Origin of the sequence: Streptomyces virginiae (assembly GCF_041432505.1) — a bacterium.
Classification (GTDB): domain Bacteria; phylum Actinomycetota; class Actinomycetes; order Streptomycetales; family Streptomycetaceae; genus Streptomyces; species Streptomyces virginiae_A.
Genome location: NZ_CP107871.1, coordinates 2,652,632 through 2,668,334 on the forward strand (window position 1 = coordinate 2,652,632; position 15,703 = coordinate 2,668,334).

The 15,703-nt window shown below is 72.7% G+C and carries 11 protein-coding genes; 4 read left to right on the forward strand and 7 right to left on the reverse strand.

The genetic code is table 11. The features are described 5' to 3' along the window. Positions 1-56 precede the first annotated feature (56 nt). From murD to rsmH, 7 genes are all read right to left on the reverse strand, one after another. Positions 57-1,574: a UDP-N-acetylmuramoyl-L-alanine--D-glutamate ligase gene (gene murD / locus OG624_RS12445; protein ID WP_078909377.1), complete on the reverse strand. Its 1,518-nt coding sequence runs from the start codon at positions 1,572-1,574 to the stop codon at positions 57-59. Further along, entirely contained in the window at positions 1,556-2,626 is a 1,071-nt protein-coding gene (mraY, locus tag OG624_RS12450; protein ID WP_030724430.1) for a phospho-N-acetylmuramoyl-pentapeptide-transferase, read from the reverse strand. Before mraY ends, murD begins: the two co-directional genes overlap by 19 nt. Next, positions 2,623-4,053, reverse strand: coding sequence for a UDP-N-acetylmuramoyl-tripeptide--D-alanyl-D-alanine ligase (locus OG624_RS12455; RefSeq protein WP_033221769.1), 1,431 nt, complete (start codon positions 4,051-4,053; stop codon positions 2,623-2,625). The genes mraY and OG624_RS12455 overlap by 4 nt, the downstream gene beginning before the upstream one ends. Then, positions 4,050-5,774, reverse strand: coding sequence for a UDP-N-acetylmuramoyl-L-alanyl-D-glutamate--2,6-diaminopimelate ligase (locus OG624_RS12460; RefSeq protein WP_033221771.1), 1,725 nt, complete (start codon positions 5,772-5,774; stop codon positions 4,050-4,052). Before OG624_RS12460 ends, OG624_RS12455 begins: the two co-directional genes overlap by 4 nt. Before the next feature lie 45 nt (positions 5,775-5,819). After that, positions 5,820-7,853, reverse strand: coding sequence for a peptidoglycan D,D-transpeptidase FtsI family protein (locus OG624_RS12465; protein ID WP_158711870.1), 2,034 nt, complete (start codon positions 7,851-7,853; stop codon positions 5,820-5,822). 93 nt (positions 7,854-7,946) lie between these two features. Further along, positions 7,947-8,510, reverse strand: a complete 564-nt coding sequence (locus OG624_RS12470) for a hypothetical protein (protein ID WP_371587621.1) — start codon at positions 8,508-8,510, stop codon at positions 7,947-7,949. Further along, positions 8,507-9,436 (reverse strand): 16S rRNA (cytosine(1402)-N(4))-methyltransferase RsmH, encoded by a 930-nt coding sequence (gene rsmH, locus OG624_RS12475; RefSeq protein WP_030724419.1) that lies wholly within the window; start codon positions 9,434-9,436, stop codon positions 8,507-8,509. Before rsmH ends, OG624_RS12470 begins: the two co-directional genes overlap by 4 nt. 363 nt (positions 9,437-9,799) lie before the next feature. Here rsmH and OG624_RS12480 point away from each other — a divergent pair, with 363 nt between their 5' ends. The 4 genes from OG624_RS12480 to OG624_RS12495 all read left to right on the forward strand — a co-directional run bounded on the left by OG624_RS12480 (position 9,800) and on the right by OG624_RS12495 (position 15,359). Continuing rightward, positions 9,800-10,414 carry a beta-class carbonic anhydrase gene (locus OG624_RS12480; RefSeq protein ID WP_078909378.1) on the forward strand — a complete coding sequence of 205 codons (615 nt, stop codon included), beginning with the start codon at positions 9,800-9,802 and terminating at the stop codon, positions 10,412-10,414. Between the two features lie 135 nt (positions 10,415-10,549). After that, a complete protein-coding gene (locus OG624_RS12485) occupies positions 10,550-11,560 on the forward strand; it encodes an AAA family ATPase (RefSeq protein WP_371639417.1) in 1,011 nt (336 codons plus the stop codon). Next, complete coding sequence (locus OG624_RS12490) at positions 11,560-12,936, forward strand: DUF58 domain-containing protein (RefSeq protein ID WP_352165456.1); 1,377 nt, start codon at positions 11,560-11,562, stop codon at positions 12,934-12,936. The genes OG624_RS12485 and OG624_RS12490 overlap by 1 nt, the downstream gene beginning before the upstream one ends. After that, the gene (locus OG624_RS12495; protein ID WP_371639418.1) at positions 12,933-15,359 is read left to right on the forward strand and encodes a transglutaminase family protein; all 2,427 of its coding nucleotides are present in this window, start codon (positions 12,933-12,935) and stop codon (positions 15,357-15,359) included. Before OG624_RS12490 ends, OG624_RS12495 begins: the two co-directional genes overlap by 4 nt. The last annotated feature ends 344 nt before the right edge of the window (positions 15,360-15,703 follow it).

Below are 15,703 nucleotides of genomic sequence, written 5' to 3' on the forward strand. Positions count from 1 at the left end.
TCCACTCGTACGAGGCGAGCTGCCGGCCGGAGGGAACCTGTCCCGGAGCCCCCGGCCTAGGCCGTGTCCGCAGCGTTCTCGGCGGCCAGTTCGCGCACCGCGTCGGCGAATGCGTCCCCACGCTTGTTGTAGTTCGCGAACATGTCCATCGAGGCACAGGCAGGTGCCAGCAGGACCGTGTCGCCGGGCTCGGCGAGCGCGGCGGCTTCCCGGACCGCTGCGAGCATCGCCCCAGTGTCGGTCCGGTCGAGGTCGACGACCGGGACCTCGGGGGCGTGTCGCGCCAGCGCCTCGGCGATGAGCGCCCGGTCGGCGCCGATCAGCACGGCGCCGCGCAGCCGCTTCGCGGCGTTCTGCACGAGCTCGTCGAAGGTCGCGCCCTTGGCCAGGCCGCCGGCGATCCAGACGACCGGCTCGAAGGCCGCGAGCGAGGCCTCGGCCGCGTGCGTGTTGGTGGCCTTGGAGTCGTCGATGTAGGTGACCGAGTCGACCTCGTCCACGTACGCGACGCGGTGGGCGTCCGGGCGGAAGTCGCGCAGCCCGTCGCGAACGGCGCGCGGCTCCACGCCGAAGGCGCGGGCCAGGGCCGCGGCGGCGAGCGCGTTGGCGATGTTGTGCGGGGCCGGCGGGTTGACGTCGGAGACCTCGGCGAGCTCCTGGGCGTTCTTCTGCCGGTTCTCCACGAAGGCCCGGTCGACGAGGATGCCGTCGACGACGCCGAGCATGGAGGGGCCGGGGGCGCCGAGGGTGAAGCCGATCGCCCGGCAGCCCTCTTCGACGTCGGCCTCCATGACCAGGTTCTCGGTGGCCGGGTCGGCGACGTTGTAGACGCAGGCGATCGTGTTGCCCTCGTAGATCCGTCCCTTGTCGGCGGCGTACGCCTCCATCGAGCCGTGCCAGTCGAGGTGGTCCGGGGCCAGGTTGAGCACGGCCGCCGAGTGGACGCGCAGCGAGGGCGCCCAGTGCAGCTGGTAGCTGGAGAGTTCGACGGCGAGCACGTCGTACTCCTGCTCGCCGAGCACCACGTCGATGATCGGGGTGCCGATGTTGCCGACGGCGGCGGTGCGCAGCCCCGCGGCCTTCAGGATCGACGCCAGCATCTGGGTGGTGGTGGTCTTGCCGTTGGTGCCGGTGACGGCGAGCCAGGCCGCCGGCGCCTTACGGGGCTTCGCCGCGTCCGTGTCGCCGGAGCGCGCGGCGCGCAGCTCCTGGCCGATCTCGCGGAGCAGCCAGGCGATCTCGACGTCCCCGACCACGTCCACCCCGGCCGCCGCGGCGGCCTGGAACAGCGGGCTGTCGGGCTTCCAGCCCGGCGAGGTGACGACGAGTTCGGTGCCCTCGGGCAGTACCTCGCCCGCGTGTCCGCCGTCCGCCAGGCGGCCGAGACGGACGGTGATGCCCTGCGCCTGAAGTTCGGCGGCCCGGGCGCGGTGCGCGTCGCCGTCGCCGTTGTCGACGACGGTCACCGAGGCGCCGAGGCCGGCCAAGGCGCGGGCGGCACTGATGCCGCTCACGCCCAGACCGGCGACGGTGATGTTCTTGTCCTGCCAGGACGTCACTTGTCGGCTGCCCATCCCGCGTAGAAGAGACCGAGACCAACGATCACGCACATGCCCTGGATGATCCAGAAGCGGACCACGACGAGTACCTCGGACCAGCCCTTGAGCTCGAAGTGGTGCTGCAGTGGCGCCATCCGGAAGACGCGCTTGCCGGTCATCTTGAAGGAACCGACCTGGATGACGACCGACATCGTGATGAGCACGAACAGGCCGCCGAGGAGCGCCATCAGGAACTCCGTGCGGGAGCAGATGGCGAGGCCCGCGAGCGCGCCGCCGAGGGCGAGCGAGCCGGTGTCACCCATGAAGATCTTGGCGGGCGAGGTGTTCCACCACAGGAAGCCGAAGCAGGCGCCCATGAGGGCGGAGGCGACGACCGCGAGGTCGAGCGGGTCGCGCACCTCGAAGCAGGCGTTCGGGTTGGTGAGGTCACCGGCCCTGGCGCAGGATTCCTGGAACTGCCAGACACCGATGAAGGTGTAGGCGCCGAAGACCATCACCGCGGCGCCGGTCGCGAGACCGTCGAGACCGTCGGTGAGGTTCACGCCGTTGGACATCGCCAGGATCATGAACAGCGCCCAGACCACGAACAGCACCGGACCTATCGACCAGCCGAAGTCCGTGACGAACGACAGCTTGGTGGAGGCCGGGGTCAGCCCGCGGGAGTCCTTGAACTGCAGGGCCAGCACCGCGAAGGCGATACCGACGATCAGCTGGCCGGACATCTTCGCCTTGGCCCGCAGGCCCAGCGAACGCCGCTTGACGATCTTGATGTAGTCGTCCAGGTACCCGACGAGGCCCATGCCGGCCATCAGGAACAGGACGAGCAGGCCCGAGAAACTCGGCTCCTCACCGGTGAGGACCTTCGTCAGGGCGTACGCGATGAGCGTCGCCAGGATGAAGGAGATACCGCCCATGGTGGGCGTGCCCTTCTTCCCGGCGTGGCCGCGGGGGCCGTCGTCGCGGATGAACTGGCCGTAGCCCTTGCGGGCGAGCAGCTTGATCAGCAGCGGGGTACCGATGACGGTGAGGAACATGCCGATGACACCGGCGAACAGAATCTGCCTCATCGGTCGGCGACCTCGCCCTCGACAGTGCTGTCGAGAAGGCCCTGGGCCACCCGCTCCAGACCGGCCGACCTGGAAGCCTTCACCAGCACGACGTCACCTGGGCGCAGTTCACTGCGCAACAGGTCGACCGCCGCCTGCGCGTCGGACACGAGCACCGACTCCTCACCCCACGAACCCTCGTTATATGCGCCCAGTTGCAGCCAGGAAGCTTCCCTGCCCCCGACTGCGACGAGCTTGCTCACGTTGAGCCGGACGACAAGTCGTCCGACCGCGTCGTGCTCGGCGAGAGCGTCGTCTCCGAGCTCGGCCATCGGGCCGAGCACCGCCCACGTGCGTCCCCCGTTCGCCCTGCCGGCACCGCCCATCGCGGCGAGCGCGCGGAGTGCGGCCCGCATGGACTCGGGGTTCGCGTTGTAGGCGTCGTTGACGATCGTCACACCGTCCGCCCGCTCGGTGACCTCCATCCGCCACCGGGACAGCGTGCCCGCCCCGGAGAGCGCCGTGGCGATCTCCTGTGCGGACATGCCCAGTACATGGGCGACGGCGGCCGCGGCGAGCGCGTTCGACACGTGGTGCTCACCGTACAGCCGCAAGGTCACGTCACTGCACCCGGTCGGTGTGTGCAGTGTGAAGGAAGCCTGTCCCCTGTCCGTCATGCGGACTTCGGTGGCCCGGATTTCGGCGTCCTCGGCCTCGCCGAAGAGGACCGTACGGGCCTTCGTCCGCCCGGCCATCTCACGAACCAGCAGGTCATCGGCGTTGAGGACGGCGACGCCGCCCTCCGCCTCGGCCGGCAGGGCCTCGACCAGCTCCCCCTTGGCCTGCGCGATCTGCTCGCGGCCGCCGAACTCGCCGATGTGGGCGGTGCCGACGTTGAGGACCAGACCGATCCGCGGGGGCGTCAGTCCGGTGAGGTAGCGGATGTGGCCGATGCCGCGGGCGCCCATCTCCAGGACCAGGTGCTGGGTGTCCTCGGTGACGCGCAGCGTCGTGATCGGCAGGCCGATCTCGTTGTTGAGGTTGCCGGGGGTCCACACGGTCGGCGCGTGGTGCTGCAGCACCTGCGCGATCAGGTCCTTGGTGGAGGTCTTGCCGGCGGATCCGGTGAGGGCCACGACGTCGGTGCCCAGGCGGGTGACCACGGCGCGGGCGAGTGCGCCGAGGGCGGCCACGACGTCGGGGACCACGATGGCCGGTACGCCGACGGGCCGGGTCGCGAGGACGCCCACGGCTCCGGCGGCGACGGCGCGTTCCGCGTAGTCGTGGCCGTCGACCCGCTCGCCGACGAAGGCGGCGAACAGGCTGCCCGGCCGGACTTCACGGGAGTCGTAGACCACGGGGCCGGTGACCTGGACGGACGGATCCGGTATGTCGTGGGGCCGCCCGCCGGTGATGTCGGCGATCTCGGCGAGGGAAAGGGCGATCACTGGTTCACCTCGGCCTGTCGGACCTGGGTCGTTTCGTCGGGCGCGGCGCTCCGGTCGAGCACGGCCTGGTGCTCGATCGCGGCGCGGAGCACCGTGCGGTCGTCGAAGGGGCGTACGACACCGGCGGTGTCCTGGCCCTGCTCGTGTCCCTTGCCGGCCACCAGCACGGTGTCACCGGGCCGGGCGCGGGCGACGGCGGCCGCGATGGCCGCGGCCCGGTCGGCGTCGATCAGGACGGTGCCCCGCTCGGCGGGCGGTACGGAGACGGCGCCCTCGAACATCGCGGCGAGGATCGCGAGCGGGTCCTCGGAGCGCGGGTTGTCGGAGGTCAGGACGGCCACGTCGGCGAACCGGGCGGCCGCGGCCCCCATCGGGCCGCGCTTGGTGGTGTCGCGGTCGCCGCCGCAGCCGAGCACGATGTGCAGCTTGCCCTCGGTGACCTCGCGCAGTGCGCGCAGCACCGATTCCACGGCGTCCGTCTTGTGCGCGTAGTCGACGACGGCGAGGAACGGCTGTCCCGCGTCCACCCGCTCCAGCCGGCCGGGGACCCCGGGGACCGCGGCGACGCCGTCGGCGGCGGTCTGCGGGTCGAGGCCGGCGGCGGCGAGGGTGACGATCGCGGCGACGGTGTTGGCGACGTTGAACGGGCCGGGCAGCGGCGCGGTGGCCCGTACGCGCTGTCCTTCGGGGCCCAGCAGGGTCAGGGTGGAGGTCGCCGCGCCGAAGACCACGTCCTCGGCGCGCCAGTCGGCGGCCGGGTCGCCCGCGGCGGAGAAGGTGACGACCGGGATCGTCGCCTCCTTGGCCAGCCGGCGGCCGTACTCGTCGTCGAGGTTGACCACGCCCAGGCGGGCACGGCGGGCGGTGAAGAGCCCGGCCTTGGCCTGGAAGTAGTCCTCCATGTCGGAGTGGAACTCCATGTGTTCCGGGCTCAGGTTGTTGAAGACGGCGACGTCGAAGACGCAGCCGTCGACCCGGCCGAGGACCAGTGCGTGGCTGGAGACCTCCATGGCCACGGCCTCGACCCCGCGTTCGCGCATGACCGCGAAGAGGGCCTGGAGGTCGGTGGCCTCGGGGGTGGTCCGCTCGGACTTGATGCGCTCGTCGCCGATGCGCATCTCGACGGTGCCGACCAGTCCGGTGCTGCGGCCCGCCGCGCGCAGGCCGCCCTCGACGAGGTACGCCGTGGTGGTCTTGCCGGAGGTGCCGGTGATGCCGATCTGGAGCAGGTCCTCACCGGGGCGCCCGTAGATCGCGGCGGCCAGCTCTCCCATCCGGCCGCGCGGGTCCTCGACGGTCAGGACCGGCAGGCCGGTCGCCGCGGCGCGTTCCGCCCCCGCGGGGTCGGTGAGCACGGCGGCGGCACCGAGGCCGGCCGCCTGGGCGGCGAAGTCGGCGCCGTGCGTCCTGGCTCCCTGCAGGGCCGCGTACAGGTCACCGGGGCGCACCGCACGGGAGTCGTGCGTGATGCCGGTGATCTGCGCCGCGCCGGGCGCCGGGATGCCCAGCAGGGTGGCCAGCTCGCCCAGCGGGCTCGGGCTGGCGGACGCGGGCCGGGGCGCTCCCGGCGGCGTTGCCGGGGCTTTCTGGGTCGTTCTGGGCTGATCAGCGTGGGGCACGGCGGTGAGCGTACCGGGCGTGGCGGGCCGCTCGCGAAGTGAGGCCCCGGCCTCGGCCTCGGCGGTCGTCGGGTTCCCGGGTTTCGGGGTGATGGTTGTCACTGATGGTGCCTCACGCTTTTCTGGCGGGCCGGCCTGGCTGTGGGTTCACTGACCGGGCTGCGGACTGGGCTGCGGGGCGGGCTGGGCGGCGGGCTGAGGAGCGGCGTCGTAGGTGACGGGGAGCCCGGCGGGCGCGGTTCCCGTGGGGGCCACCTGGAGGGTCTTGAGTGCGAACTCCATGACCTTCTTGTAGATGGGGCCGCAGATCTGGCCGCCGAAGTAGCTGCCCTTCGTGGGGTTCTGGATGGCGCAGTAGACGGTGATGCGGGGGTTGTCCGCGGGGGCGAATCCGGCGAAGGAGGCGGTGTAGCCCTTGTAGCGGCCGGTGGCCGGATCCACCCGGTTGGAGGTGCCGGTCTTGCCGCCGACGCGGTAGCCGGGGATCCGCGCCTTGGTGCCGGTGCCCTCCTGGTCGTCGACCACGGATTCGAGCATCTCGGCGAGGGTCTTGGCGGTCTCCGCGCTGACCACACGGCTCTGTTCGGGGGCCGGGGCCGGGGTGAAGCGGCCGTCGGGGCCCTTGGTGCCGCGGATGAGCGTCGGTTCGATGCGGACCCCGCCGTTGGCGATGGTCGAGTACACGGAGGCCGCCTGCATGGCGTTGAGGGAGAGGCCCTGGCCGAAGGGGATCGTGTACTGCTGGGAGGTGGACCAGTCCTTGGGGGCGGCGAGGATGCCGCGGGACTCGCCCGGGTAGTTCAGGCCGGTGGGCCGGCCGATGCCGAACTTGGTCAGGTAGGAGTGCAGGACCTCGTTGGCCTCGGGCTGGGTGGGTCCGAGCTGGCCGGTGGCCAGGATCGTGCCGATGTTGGAGGACTTGGCGAGGACCCCGTTGAGGGTCAGGTACCAGGTCGGGTGGTCGATGTCGTCCTTGAACAGCCGGTCGCCGCGGTGCAGCCGGTTGGGGACCTCGACCCGGGTCTCCGGGGTGGCCTTCTTCTCCTCCAGCACGGCGGCCATCGACATGACCTTGGCGGTGGATCCGGGCTCGTACACGTCCTGGAGGGCGGCGTTGCCCATGGCGGCGGAGCGGGCGCGGGTCAGGTCGTTGGGGTCGAAGCCGGGCGCGTTGGCCATGGCCAGGACCTCGCCGGTGCGGGTGTCCTGGACGATGACGTAGCCGCGGTCGGCCTCGGACTTCTGGACCTGCTCGGCGATGGCGCTCTGCGCCGCCCACTGGATGTCCCGGTCGATGGTCAGCTCGATGTCGTCGCCGGGGACGGCCGGCTTCTCGTTGGAGTCGGCCGTGGGGACCTGGCGGCCGCCGGACTGGGCGTAGGTGATCTCGCCGTCCTTGCCGGACAGTTTCTTGTCGAGGGAGGACTCCAGGCCGCCGGCGCCCCTGCCCTCGGCGTTGACGTAACCCAGTATCCCGGCGGCGAGGTCGCCGTTCGGGTACACGCGCTTGCTGCTGGTCTCCTTGAACACGCCGGCGAGGACGTTGGCGCCGGGGCCGTTGCTCCGCTTGTCGGCCGCCGCCTTGTCCGCGAAGACCCGCTTGAGGTCCTTGATCTGGTTCCAGACCTGGGGGGTCTGGCGCTGGGCGAGGACGACGTACCGGGAGTTCTTGGTGCTCAGCCGCTGGGTGAGTTCCTTGACGTCCTTGCCGAGGATGGGCGCGAGGAGCGCGGCGGCCTGCTGCGGGGCGTCGGGGGCCTTGCTGTCCTGCGGGGTGAACATCTTCGGGTCGGCGGTGATGTCGTACGCGTCGACGCTGGTGGCCAGGGCCACGCCCCGACGGTCGGTGATCTCACCGCGTTCGGCGGCCAGCTTGACGTTGGTGTAGCGGTTCTTGGAGGCCTCGGCGGAGAACGCCGAGGCGTCGACGGCCTGTACCTGGAGCAGGCGGACCACGAAGGCCAGCATGACGAGGGTCAGGCCGACGCCGACCAGGCGCAGCCGGGGTCGTGGGCTGCCGAGCCGGATCGTGTGCGGGGTGCGGGGGCCCGTGGGTCGCCGGGTCGCCGGGCGCGAGGCAGGGCGGGCGGCCGGGCGGGCGGTGGCCCGGGCCCGGTCGCCCGGCCGGGACGGCCTGGCCGGTCCGGGCACCCGCCGCCGGGGCGGCTCCTGCGGGCTCACGCGGCGACCGCCGGGGCGGGGATCCTGGGGCTCCGCCCCGGACCCCGCGCCTCGAACGCCGGCGAGGTCGGCTGGGAAGGGTGGATCACGGCGTCACCTTCCGGGGGTCTGGCTGGGCTGCGGGGAACCACCGGCCGCGGAGGGCGCGGCGGACGGGGCCGGCTGGGCCGCGGCCCCGGAGGCGGCCGGGGCGGACGCCGGGGGTGTGGTCGGGGCCGACGCCGGGGGTGCGGCCGGGGCGGTCGGGGTCGGGGTCGGCGGGGCCTCGGCGACGGCCGGGCTGCCGGCGATCTTGCCGTCCTGGCCGATGAAGACCGGGCTGCCGCCGGGGACCAGGCCCAGTTCGTGCGCCCGACGCTGGAGCGCGTCGGGCGCGGAGTAGGCGTCCACGTCGCGCTGCAGCGCCTGCTCCTCGTCGGTGAGGGCGGTGGTCTCCTTCCTCAGCTTGCTGAGCTGGAAGGAGCCCTCGTTCAGGGCCGAGTTCAGCAGCAGCAGGCTGATCAGGCCACCGGCGAGCAGGGCCACGACCAGCAGGACGAACGGCATCCGCGCCGCCTGCCCGCCGGGACGCGGGCGGGCCGGGCGGCCGCCGAGCGCCCGGCCGAGGCGGGCCGCCTGCCCGCGGGTCAGCGTGGCGACCTTCCCGGCCTTGGTCACAGTCGCGCCTCCCGGATGCGTTCGACGCCGCGGAATCTGGCCGGGGCGGCTCGCCGGTTCTCGGCGATCTCCTCCTCGGTGGGCAGCTCGGCGCCGCGCGTGAGCAGTTTCAGCTTCGGCTGGTACTTCTCCGGCACCACCGGCAGTCCGGGCGGGGCCGTGGAGGTCGCGCCGGCCGCGAAGACCTGCTTGACCAGGCGGTCCTCCAGCGAGTGGTACGAGAGCACCGCGATCCGGCCGCCGACGGCGATCTTGTCCACCGCCGCCGGGATGGCCCGCTCCAGCCCGGAGAGCTCTCCGTTGACCTCGATCCGCAGCGCCTGGAAGGTCCGCTTCGCCGGGTTGCCGCCGGTCCGCTTGGCGGCCTGCGGAAGGGAGTCTCGGATCAGTTCGACCAGCCGGGCGCTGTTGGTGAAGGGCTCCTTCTCCCGCTCCCGGACGATCGCGGACACGATCCGCTTGGCCTGCTTCTCCTCGCCGTACTGGCGCAGGATCCGCACCAGCTCACCGGGCGCGTAGCTGTTGAGTACCTCGGCGGCGCTGATGCCGGTCGTCTGGTCCATGCGCATGTCCAGCGGCGCGTCCTGCGCGTACGCGAACCCGCGGTCGGCCTCGTCCAGCTGCATGGAGGAGACGCCGAGGTCGAAGAGGATGCCTTGGACCGCCGGGATGCCCAGCCCGTCCAGGACCTCGGCGAGGTCGGCGTAGATCGCGTGGACGAGGGTGGCCCGGTCACCGAAGGGCGCGAGCCGCTCGCCGGACAGCCGCAGGGCCTCCTTGTCGCGGTCGAGGCCGATCAGGTGGGCCTCGGGGAACCGGGTCAGCAGGGCCTCGCTGTGGCCGCCGAGGCCGAGGGTGCAGTCGACGACGACGGCCCCGGGCCTCTCCAGCGCCGGGGCCAACAGGTCCAGGCACCGCTGGAGCATCACCGGGACATGTCGGGACTCGCTAGTCAAAGCGCCCTCTCAGATAACGGCGCGGCAGGCGTACGTACCACCTGGTTCCCGCATCCGCGACCGGCGCCGGGGAAGGTGGCGCCGGCCGGCCGGTGAGCGGGAGAGGGCCGGGCCGTACGTACGCGCCGCGCACGCGGAGTGTTCATCGGGGGCCGGGCGGCCGGTCAGGGCCGGGCTCCGGCCGGTTCGCGTCACTTTAGTGCAACGGTCGCCGCGGTCAACGAACCGCCTCGCGCGCCGTGCGCGGCTCTCGGACCGAACCGGCAAATGCCGCGAATCACCCGGATGGCTGCCCTGCCCCCACCCCTGTGGGTTAGCTCACAACAAGCCTCGTTGACGTTCTTTGTCCGCTCTCACGCGAGGCCACAACCCGCCGTGACCACTAACGTCGTACCCATGACGACTTCCGCATCCCTGCCTGCAGAGTCCGCGTCCGAGGCATCCGTCGGCGGATCCGTCACCGACCGGCTGGTCGAGGCGAATCAGCGCTACGCCGCGAAATTCTCCGACCCCGGCATGGACGCCCGCCCCGTCCTCCAGGTCGCCGTGGTGGCCTGTATGGACGCCCGTCTCGACCTGCACAAGGCCCTCGGCCTGGAACTCGGCGACTGTCACACGATCCGCAACGCGGGCGGTGTGGTCACCGACGACACGATCCGCTCGCTCACCATCAGCCAGCGGGCCCTGGGCACCCGCACGGTGATACTCATCCACCACACCGGCTGCGGTCTCGAGAACCTGACCGAGGACTTCCGGCACGAGCTGGAGGACGAGGTCGGCCAGCGTCCCGCCTGGGCCGTCGAGGCCTTCCGGGACGTCGACCAGGACGTCCGCCAGTCCATGCAGCGGGTTCGCACCAACCCCTTCCTGCCGCACAAGGACGATGTGCGAGGCTTCGTCTTCGATGTGCACACCGGGCTCCTGCGGGAGATCGATCCCAGCTCTTGAGTGACACAAGGCCTTAACGCCGTCAAGAATGCGGGGTGGCACCACCGGGGATCCCCCGGGCCGGTGTCCGTGTTTCGGGGTGGGCCGGTTCATGCGCCAACGGCGTCGGCCCTGGGAAAGGCCGAGGAGAACCAGGTGACGACGTACGACGACCGAGCGAGCCTCGCGGATCTGACCAGCACGGTGGAGCGGGTGCGCCGGTCGGTCGAGAGCGTGATCGAGGGCAAGCCCGAGGTCGTCCGCCTCGCGCTGACCGTGCTGCTCGCCGAGGGTCACCTGCTGATCGAGGACGTGCCCGGCGTCGGCAAGACGATGCTCGCCAAGACGCTCGCCAAGTCCATCGACTGCTCGGTCCAGCGCATCCAGTTCACCCCGGACCTGCTGCCCTCCGACATCACCGGTGTCAGCATCTACGACCAGCAGCGCCGCGAGTTCGAGTTCAAGCCGGGCGCGATCTTCGCGCAGATCGTCATCGGTGACGAGATCAACCGCGCCTCACCGAAGACCCAGTCCGCGCTGCTGGAGTCGATGGAGGAGCGCCAGGTCACCATCGACGGCACGACCTACACGCTGCCCAGCCCCTTCATGGTCGTCGCCACCCAGAACCCGGTGGAGATGGAGGGCACGTACCCGCTGCCCGAGGCCCAGCGCGACCGCTTCATGGCCCGCGTCTCCGTCGGCTACCCCAGCCCCGAGGCCGAGCTCCAGATGCTCGACGTGCACGGCGGGGTCTCCCCGCTCGACGACCTCACCTCCGTCGCGCACTCCCACGAGATCGTCAAGCTCATAGAGGCGGTCCGTGAGGTGTACGTGGCCGAGCCCGTCAAGCGCTACGTCGTCAACCTGGTCTCCGCCACCCGCACCCACCCCGACCTGCGGCTCGGCGCCTCGCCCCGCGCCACCCTGCACCTGCTGCGCGCCGTGAAGGCCGCCGCCGCGCTCGCCGGCCGGGACTACGTCCTGCCGGACGACGTCCAGGCCCTGGCCGCCCCGGTCCTCGCGCACCGGCTGCTGCCCACCGCGCAGGCCCAGCTGAACCGCCGCTCCGCCGAGCAGGTCGTCGGCGAGATCCTGCAGCGCACCCCGGTCCCGGCCGCGCACGCCCGCGGCGAGATGCCGCCCGGCGCGGGCATCCGGAGCTTCTGATGAGCGCCGGTGCCCCGCGCGGCGCCGGTGGCCCGGGGGACGGCGGCGGCCTGCGCGCGTCGCTGTCCGGACTGACCACCCGGGGCCGCTCGTTCCTGGCCGCGGGCATAGCCGCCGCGGCCTGCGCGTACGTGCTGGGCCAGGGCGAACTGCTGCGCGTCGGCCTGCTGCTCGCCCTCCTGCCCCTGATCTGCGTCTACGCCCTCCACCGCACCCGCTTCCGGGTCTCCGGCAGCCGCCGGCTCAGCCCGGGGCGGGTCCCCGCGGGCAGCGAGGCCCGCGTGCAGCTGCGCATGGACAACGTCTCCCGGCTGCCCACCGGCCTGCTGATGCTCCAGGACCGGGTGCCCTACGTACTGGGCCCGCGCCCGCGCTTCGTACTGGACCGGGTCGAACCCGGCGGCCGCCGCGAGGTGTCCTACCGGGTCCGCTCCGACCTGCGCGGCCGCTATCCGCTCGGCCCGCTCCAGCTGCGCCTGTCCGACCCCTTCGGGCTGGTCGAGCTGACCCGCTCCTTCAGTACCTACGACACCCTCACCGTCATCCCGCGCACCGAACCCCTGCCGCCGGTCCGCCTGACCGGCGAGTCCAACGGCTACGGCGACGGCAGCCGCCGCTCCCTCGCCCTGGCCGGCGACGACGACGTCATCCCCCGCGGCTACCGACGCGGCGACGACCTGCGCCGCGTGCACTGGCGCTCCACCGCCCGCTACGGCGAGCTGATGGTCCGCCGCGAGGAGCAGCCGCAGCGCAGCCGGGCCACCGTCCTGCTGGACACCCGGCGCCTGGCGTTCGACGGCGCCGGCCCCGACTCCGCCTTCGAGTGGGCCGTCTCGGCGGCCGCCTCCAGCCTGGTGCACGTCCTGGAACAGGGCTTCTCCGCACGCCTGCTCACCGACACCGGCAGCTCGGTGCCCGGTGAGGGCAGCGGCGGTTTCTCCTCCGGCGGGCAGGAGTCCGCGGAGGCCGCCGGGCTGATGATGGACACCCTCGCGGTCGTCGGGCACTCCGACGGCGCCGGGCTCTCCCGCGCCTACGACGCGGTGCGCGCCGGTGGCAGCGGCGGCTTCGGCGGAGCCGGCGGTGACGGGCTCCTCATCGCCTTCTTCGGCGACCTGGACGACGTACAGACAGAACTGGCCGCCCGGATGCGCCAGCGCGCCTCCGGTGCGGTGGCCTTCGTACTGGACTCCGCGACCTGGGGCGGCCGGCCCGCCCCGGGACATGCCGTGCCCCCGCTGGAGGAGCGGCTGCACAGGCTGCGCGACGCGGGCTGGACGGCACTGGCCGCCCCGCCCGGCGTGGCTTTCGGCGAACTGTGGCGCCAGGCCGGGACCGCGCGCGTCGGTACGGGAACCTCCGGAGGTCGGGAATGAGCGGGCGGGCGAAACTGACGCTGTTCGCGGCACTGGCGACACTGCTCACCTCGTGGTCGCTGAACGCCCTGGTGGACTCGCAGGCCTGGCTGCTCCAGGCGGCGCTGCTGCTCGCCGTGCAGAGCGCGGTGGGCGCCGGGGCCCGGCGGGTACCGCTGGCCCGGACGCTGACCGTGGCCGCGCAGGTGCTGACGTCGCTGCTGCTGCTGGCGTTCCTCTACGCCGGCAAGGGCGAGTCCCACGGGGACGGGCCGCTGGCGTACCTGGTGACGGACTTCGGCGCGCTGTTCGGTCAAGGCGTCCGGGACGTGGGCGAGTTCGCCATCCCGGCTCCGTTGACGGACGGCATCAAACTGCTGCTGGTGTCCGGCGTGCTGCTGATCGGACTGCTCGTGGACACGCTGGCGGTGACCATGCGCACGGCCGCCGCGGCCGGGCTGCCGCTGCTGGCGCTGTACTCGGTGGCCTCGGGCCTGGCGGGGGGCGGGGGCGCCTCCTGGTTCGCCTTCCTGCTCGCGGGCTGCGGCTACCTGATGTTGCTGCTGTCCGAGGGCCGCGACCGGCTCGCCCAGTGGGGCCGGGTCTTCGGCGCGGCCCCGCGCCGGGGCGCCGCCGACTCCGGCCTCGCGGGCGGGGCGGGCGGGCAGGCGACGGCTCCCGTGAAGTTCGGGCGGCGGATCGGCGCGGTGACCCTGGGCCTGGCACTTGCGGTGCCGGCCGTGCTGCCCTCGCTCGGCGGCGGGCTGCTGGGCGGCACGCAGGACGCCGCCGAGGACAGCGGTGGCGGCGTGGGCGGGACGATCTCGGCGGTCAACCCGCTGGTGTCCCTGCAGAGCAACCTCAACGCGCAGGACAACCGCGTGGTCCTGAAGTACCGGACCAACAGCCCGCAGCAGGCCGATCAGTACCTGCGGATCCTGGCCCTGGACGAGTTCAACGGCGTCAAGTGGGAGGCCTCCGGGCGGGCCCTGGTGGACGTGCCGGAGAAGCTGCCGGAACCCCCGGGGCTCCGCGCCCCGGTGAGCCGTTCCGCCGTCGAGGTCACCACCAGCATCTCCGCGGCGGACTACTACACCCAGCGCTACCTCCCCATGCCGTACCCGGCGACGTCGGTGGAGATCGGCGGCAAGTGGCGGTTCGAGCCGGCCGGCCGGACCCTCGTCGGCGACCAGCTGGGCCGGGACAAGTTCCAGAACGTCCAGGGCGCCGAGTACACGGTGCGCAGCCTGCTGCTGAAGCCGACGGCCCAGCAGCTGCAGAGCGCCCCGAAGCCCGACCCGGCGGTCCAGGAGGAGTACACGAAGCTCCCGGACAACCTGCCGCCCGTGGTCGCCGAGACGGCCCGCCAGGTGACGCAGGGGGCGAAGGACGACTACACGCGGGCCGTGAAGCTGCAGGACTACTTCGCTGTGAACGGCGGGTTCCGCTACAACACGAGGACGGCCTCGGGCACGGGTCCGCAGGCGGTCGCCCGGTTCCTCGCCGACAAGGAGGGCTTCTGCGTCCACTTCGCCTTCTCGATGGCGGCGATGTCCCGCTCTCTGGGCATCCCGGCCCGGGTCGCGGTGGGCTTCACGCCCGGCGAGAAGCAGTCGGACGGCAATGTGAACGTGTCGATGCGCGACGCGCACGCCTGGCCCGAGCTGTACTTCGAGGGCGTGGGCTGGACCCGCTTCGAGCCGACGCCCCGCTCCGGCATCAACATCCCGGAGTACTCGCGGGCACAGACCCCGGCCACCCAGCCGTCCGCACCGGCGCCGCTGCCCTCGCAGAGCGTGGCGCAGCCCTCGACGGGGCCCTCGGCGACCCCCGAGTGCCCGCCGAACCTGAAGAAGCTCGGTGAGTGCGGCGCGGCCGCGCCCGCGCAGAGCACGGGCGGCGGCGGTGGGCCGTCGGTGACGTCGGTCCTCGGCTGGGCGGCGCTCGCGCTGGCGGTACTGGGTCTGCCCCTGCTCCCGATGCTGTGGCGGACCCGGCTGCGGGCCCGGCGGCTGGCGACCGGGGAAGTGCTGACGGCCTGGCGGGAACTGGGCGACACCGCTTGGGACGCGGGTGTGCTCCCGGACGAGGCGCTGTCCCCGCGCCGGGCGGCGAGCCGGATCGTGGAGCTGGGCCGCCTGGACGAGGAGCCGGCGGCGGCCGTGCACCGGATCGCCGGTGCGGTGGAACGGGCGCTGTACGCGCCCCCGGGCGCGGAGGTCTCGTACCCGGAGCTGGCGGACGACGTCCTGCTGGCCCGCACGGGCCTGCTGGCGTCCGCGGACCGGCTGCCCCGGCTGCGCATCCTGCTGTTGCCCCGCTCGGCGGCCCGGGTCGCCTGGGCCTTCTCGGCCCGCCGGTCCGCGATCGCCGCGGCGGTGTCCACCCGCCTCACGACAGCCCGCCTCCGACTCCAGCGACTCCCCCTGCGGGGCCGAGGCTGAGGCACCTTCGCCTCGAACTCCGGCGTCTCTTTCAGCCCTGCCGGCGTTCGAGGCGATCTTTCAGCCCCGCCGGCGTTCGAGGCGCGGGGTCCGGGGCGGAGCCCCGGCAACGGCGGCGCGGCCCGGCACACGACCCACCGAACCCGCGGACGCGAAAAGGCGGTGAGGCTCGATCCCCCCGAGCCCCGCCGCCTTCTCCCGTCCTGCGACACCGGGCCGTGTCCCCCGTCCCGGTCACGGAAGGAGGCACCCGGTCCGCTCCGCGGCCCCGTGTCCGCGGTGCGGACCGGGTCTCCTGTCCGTTGCTCCCAGTCTGGCGTCCGCGCAGGTGGGAGCCCATCCGC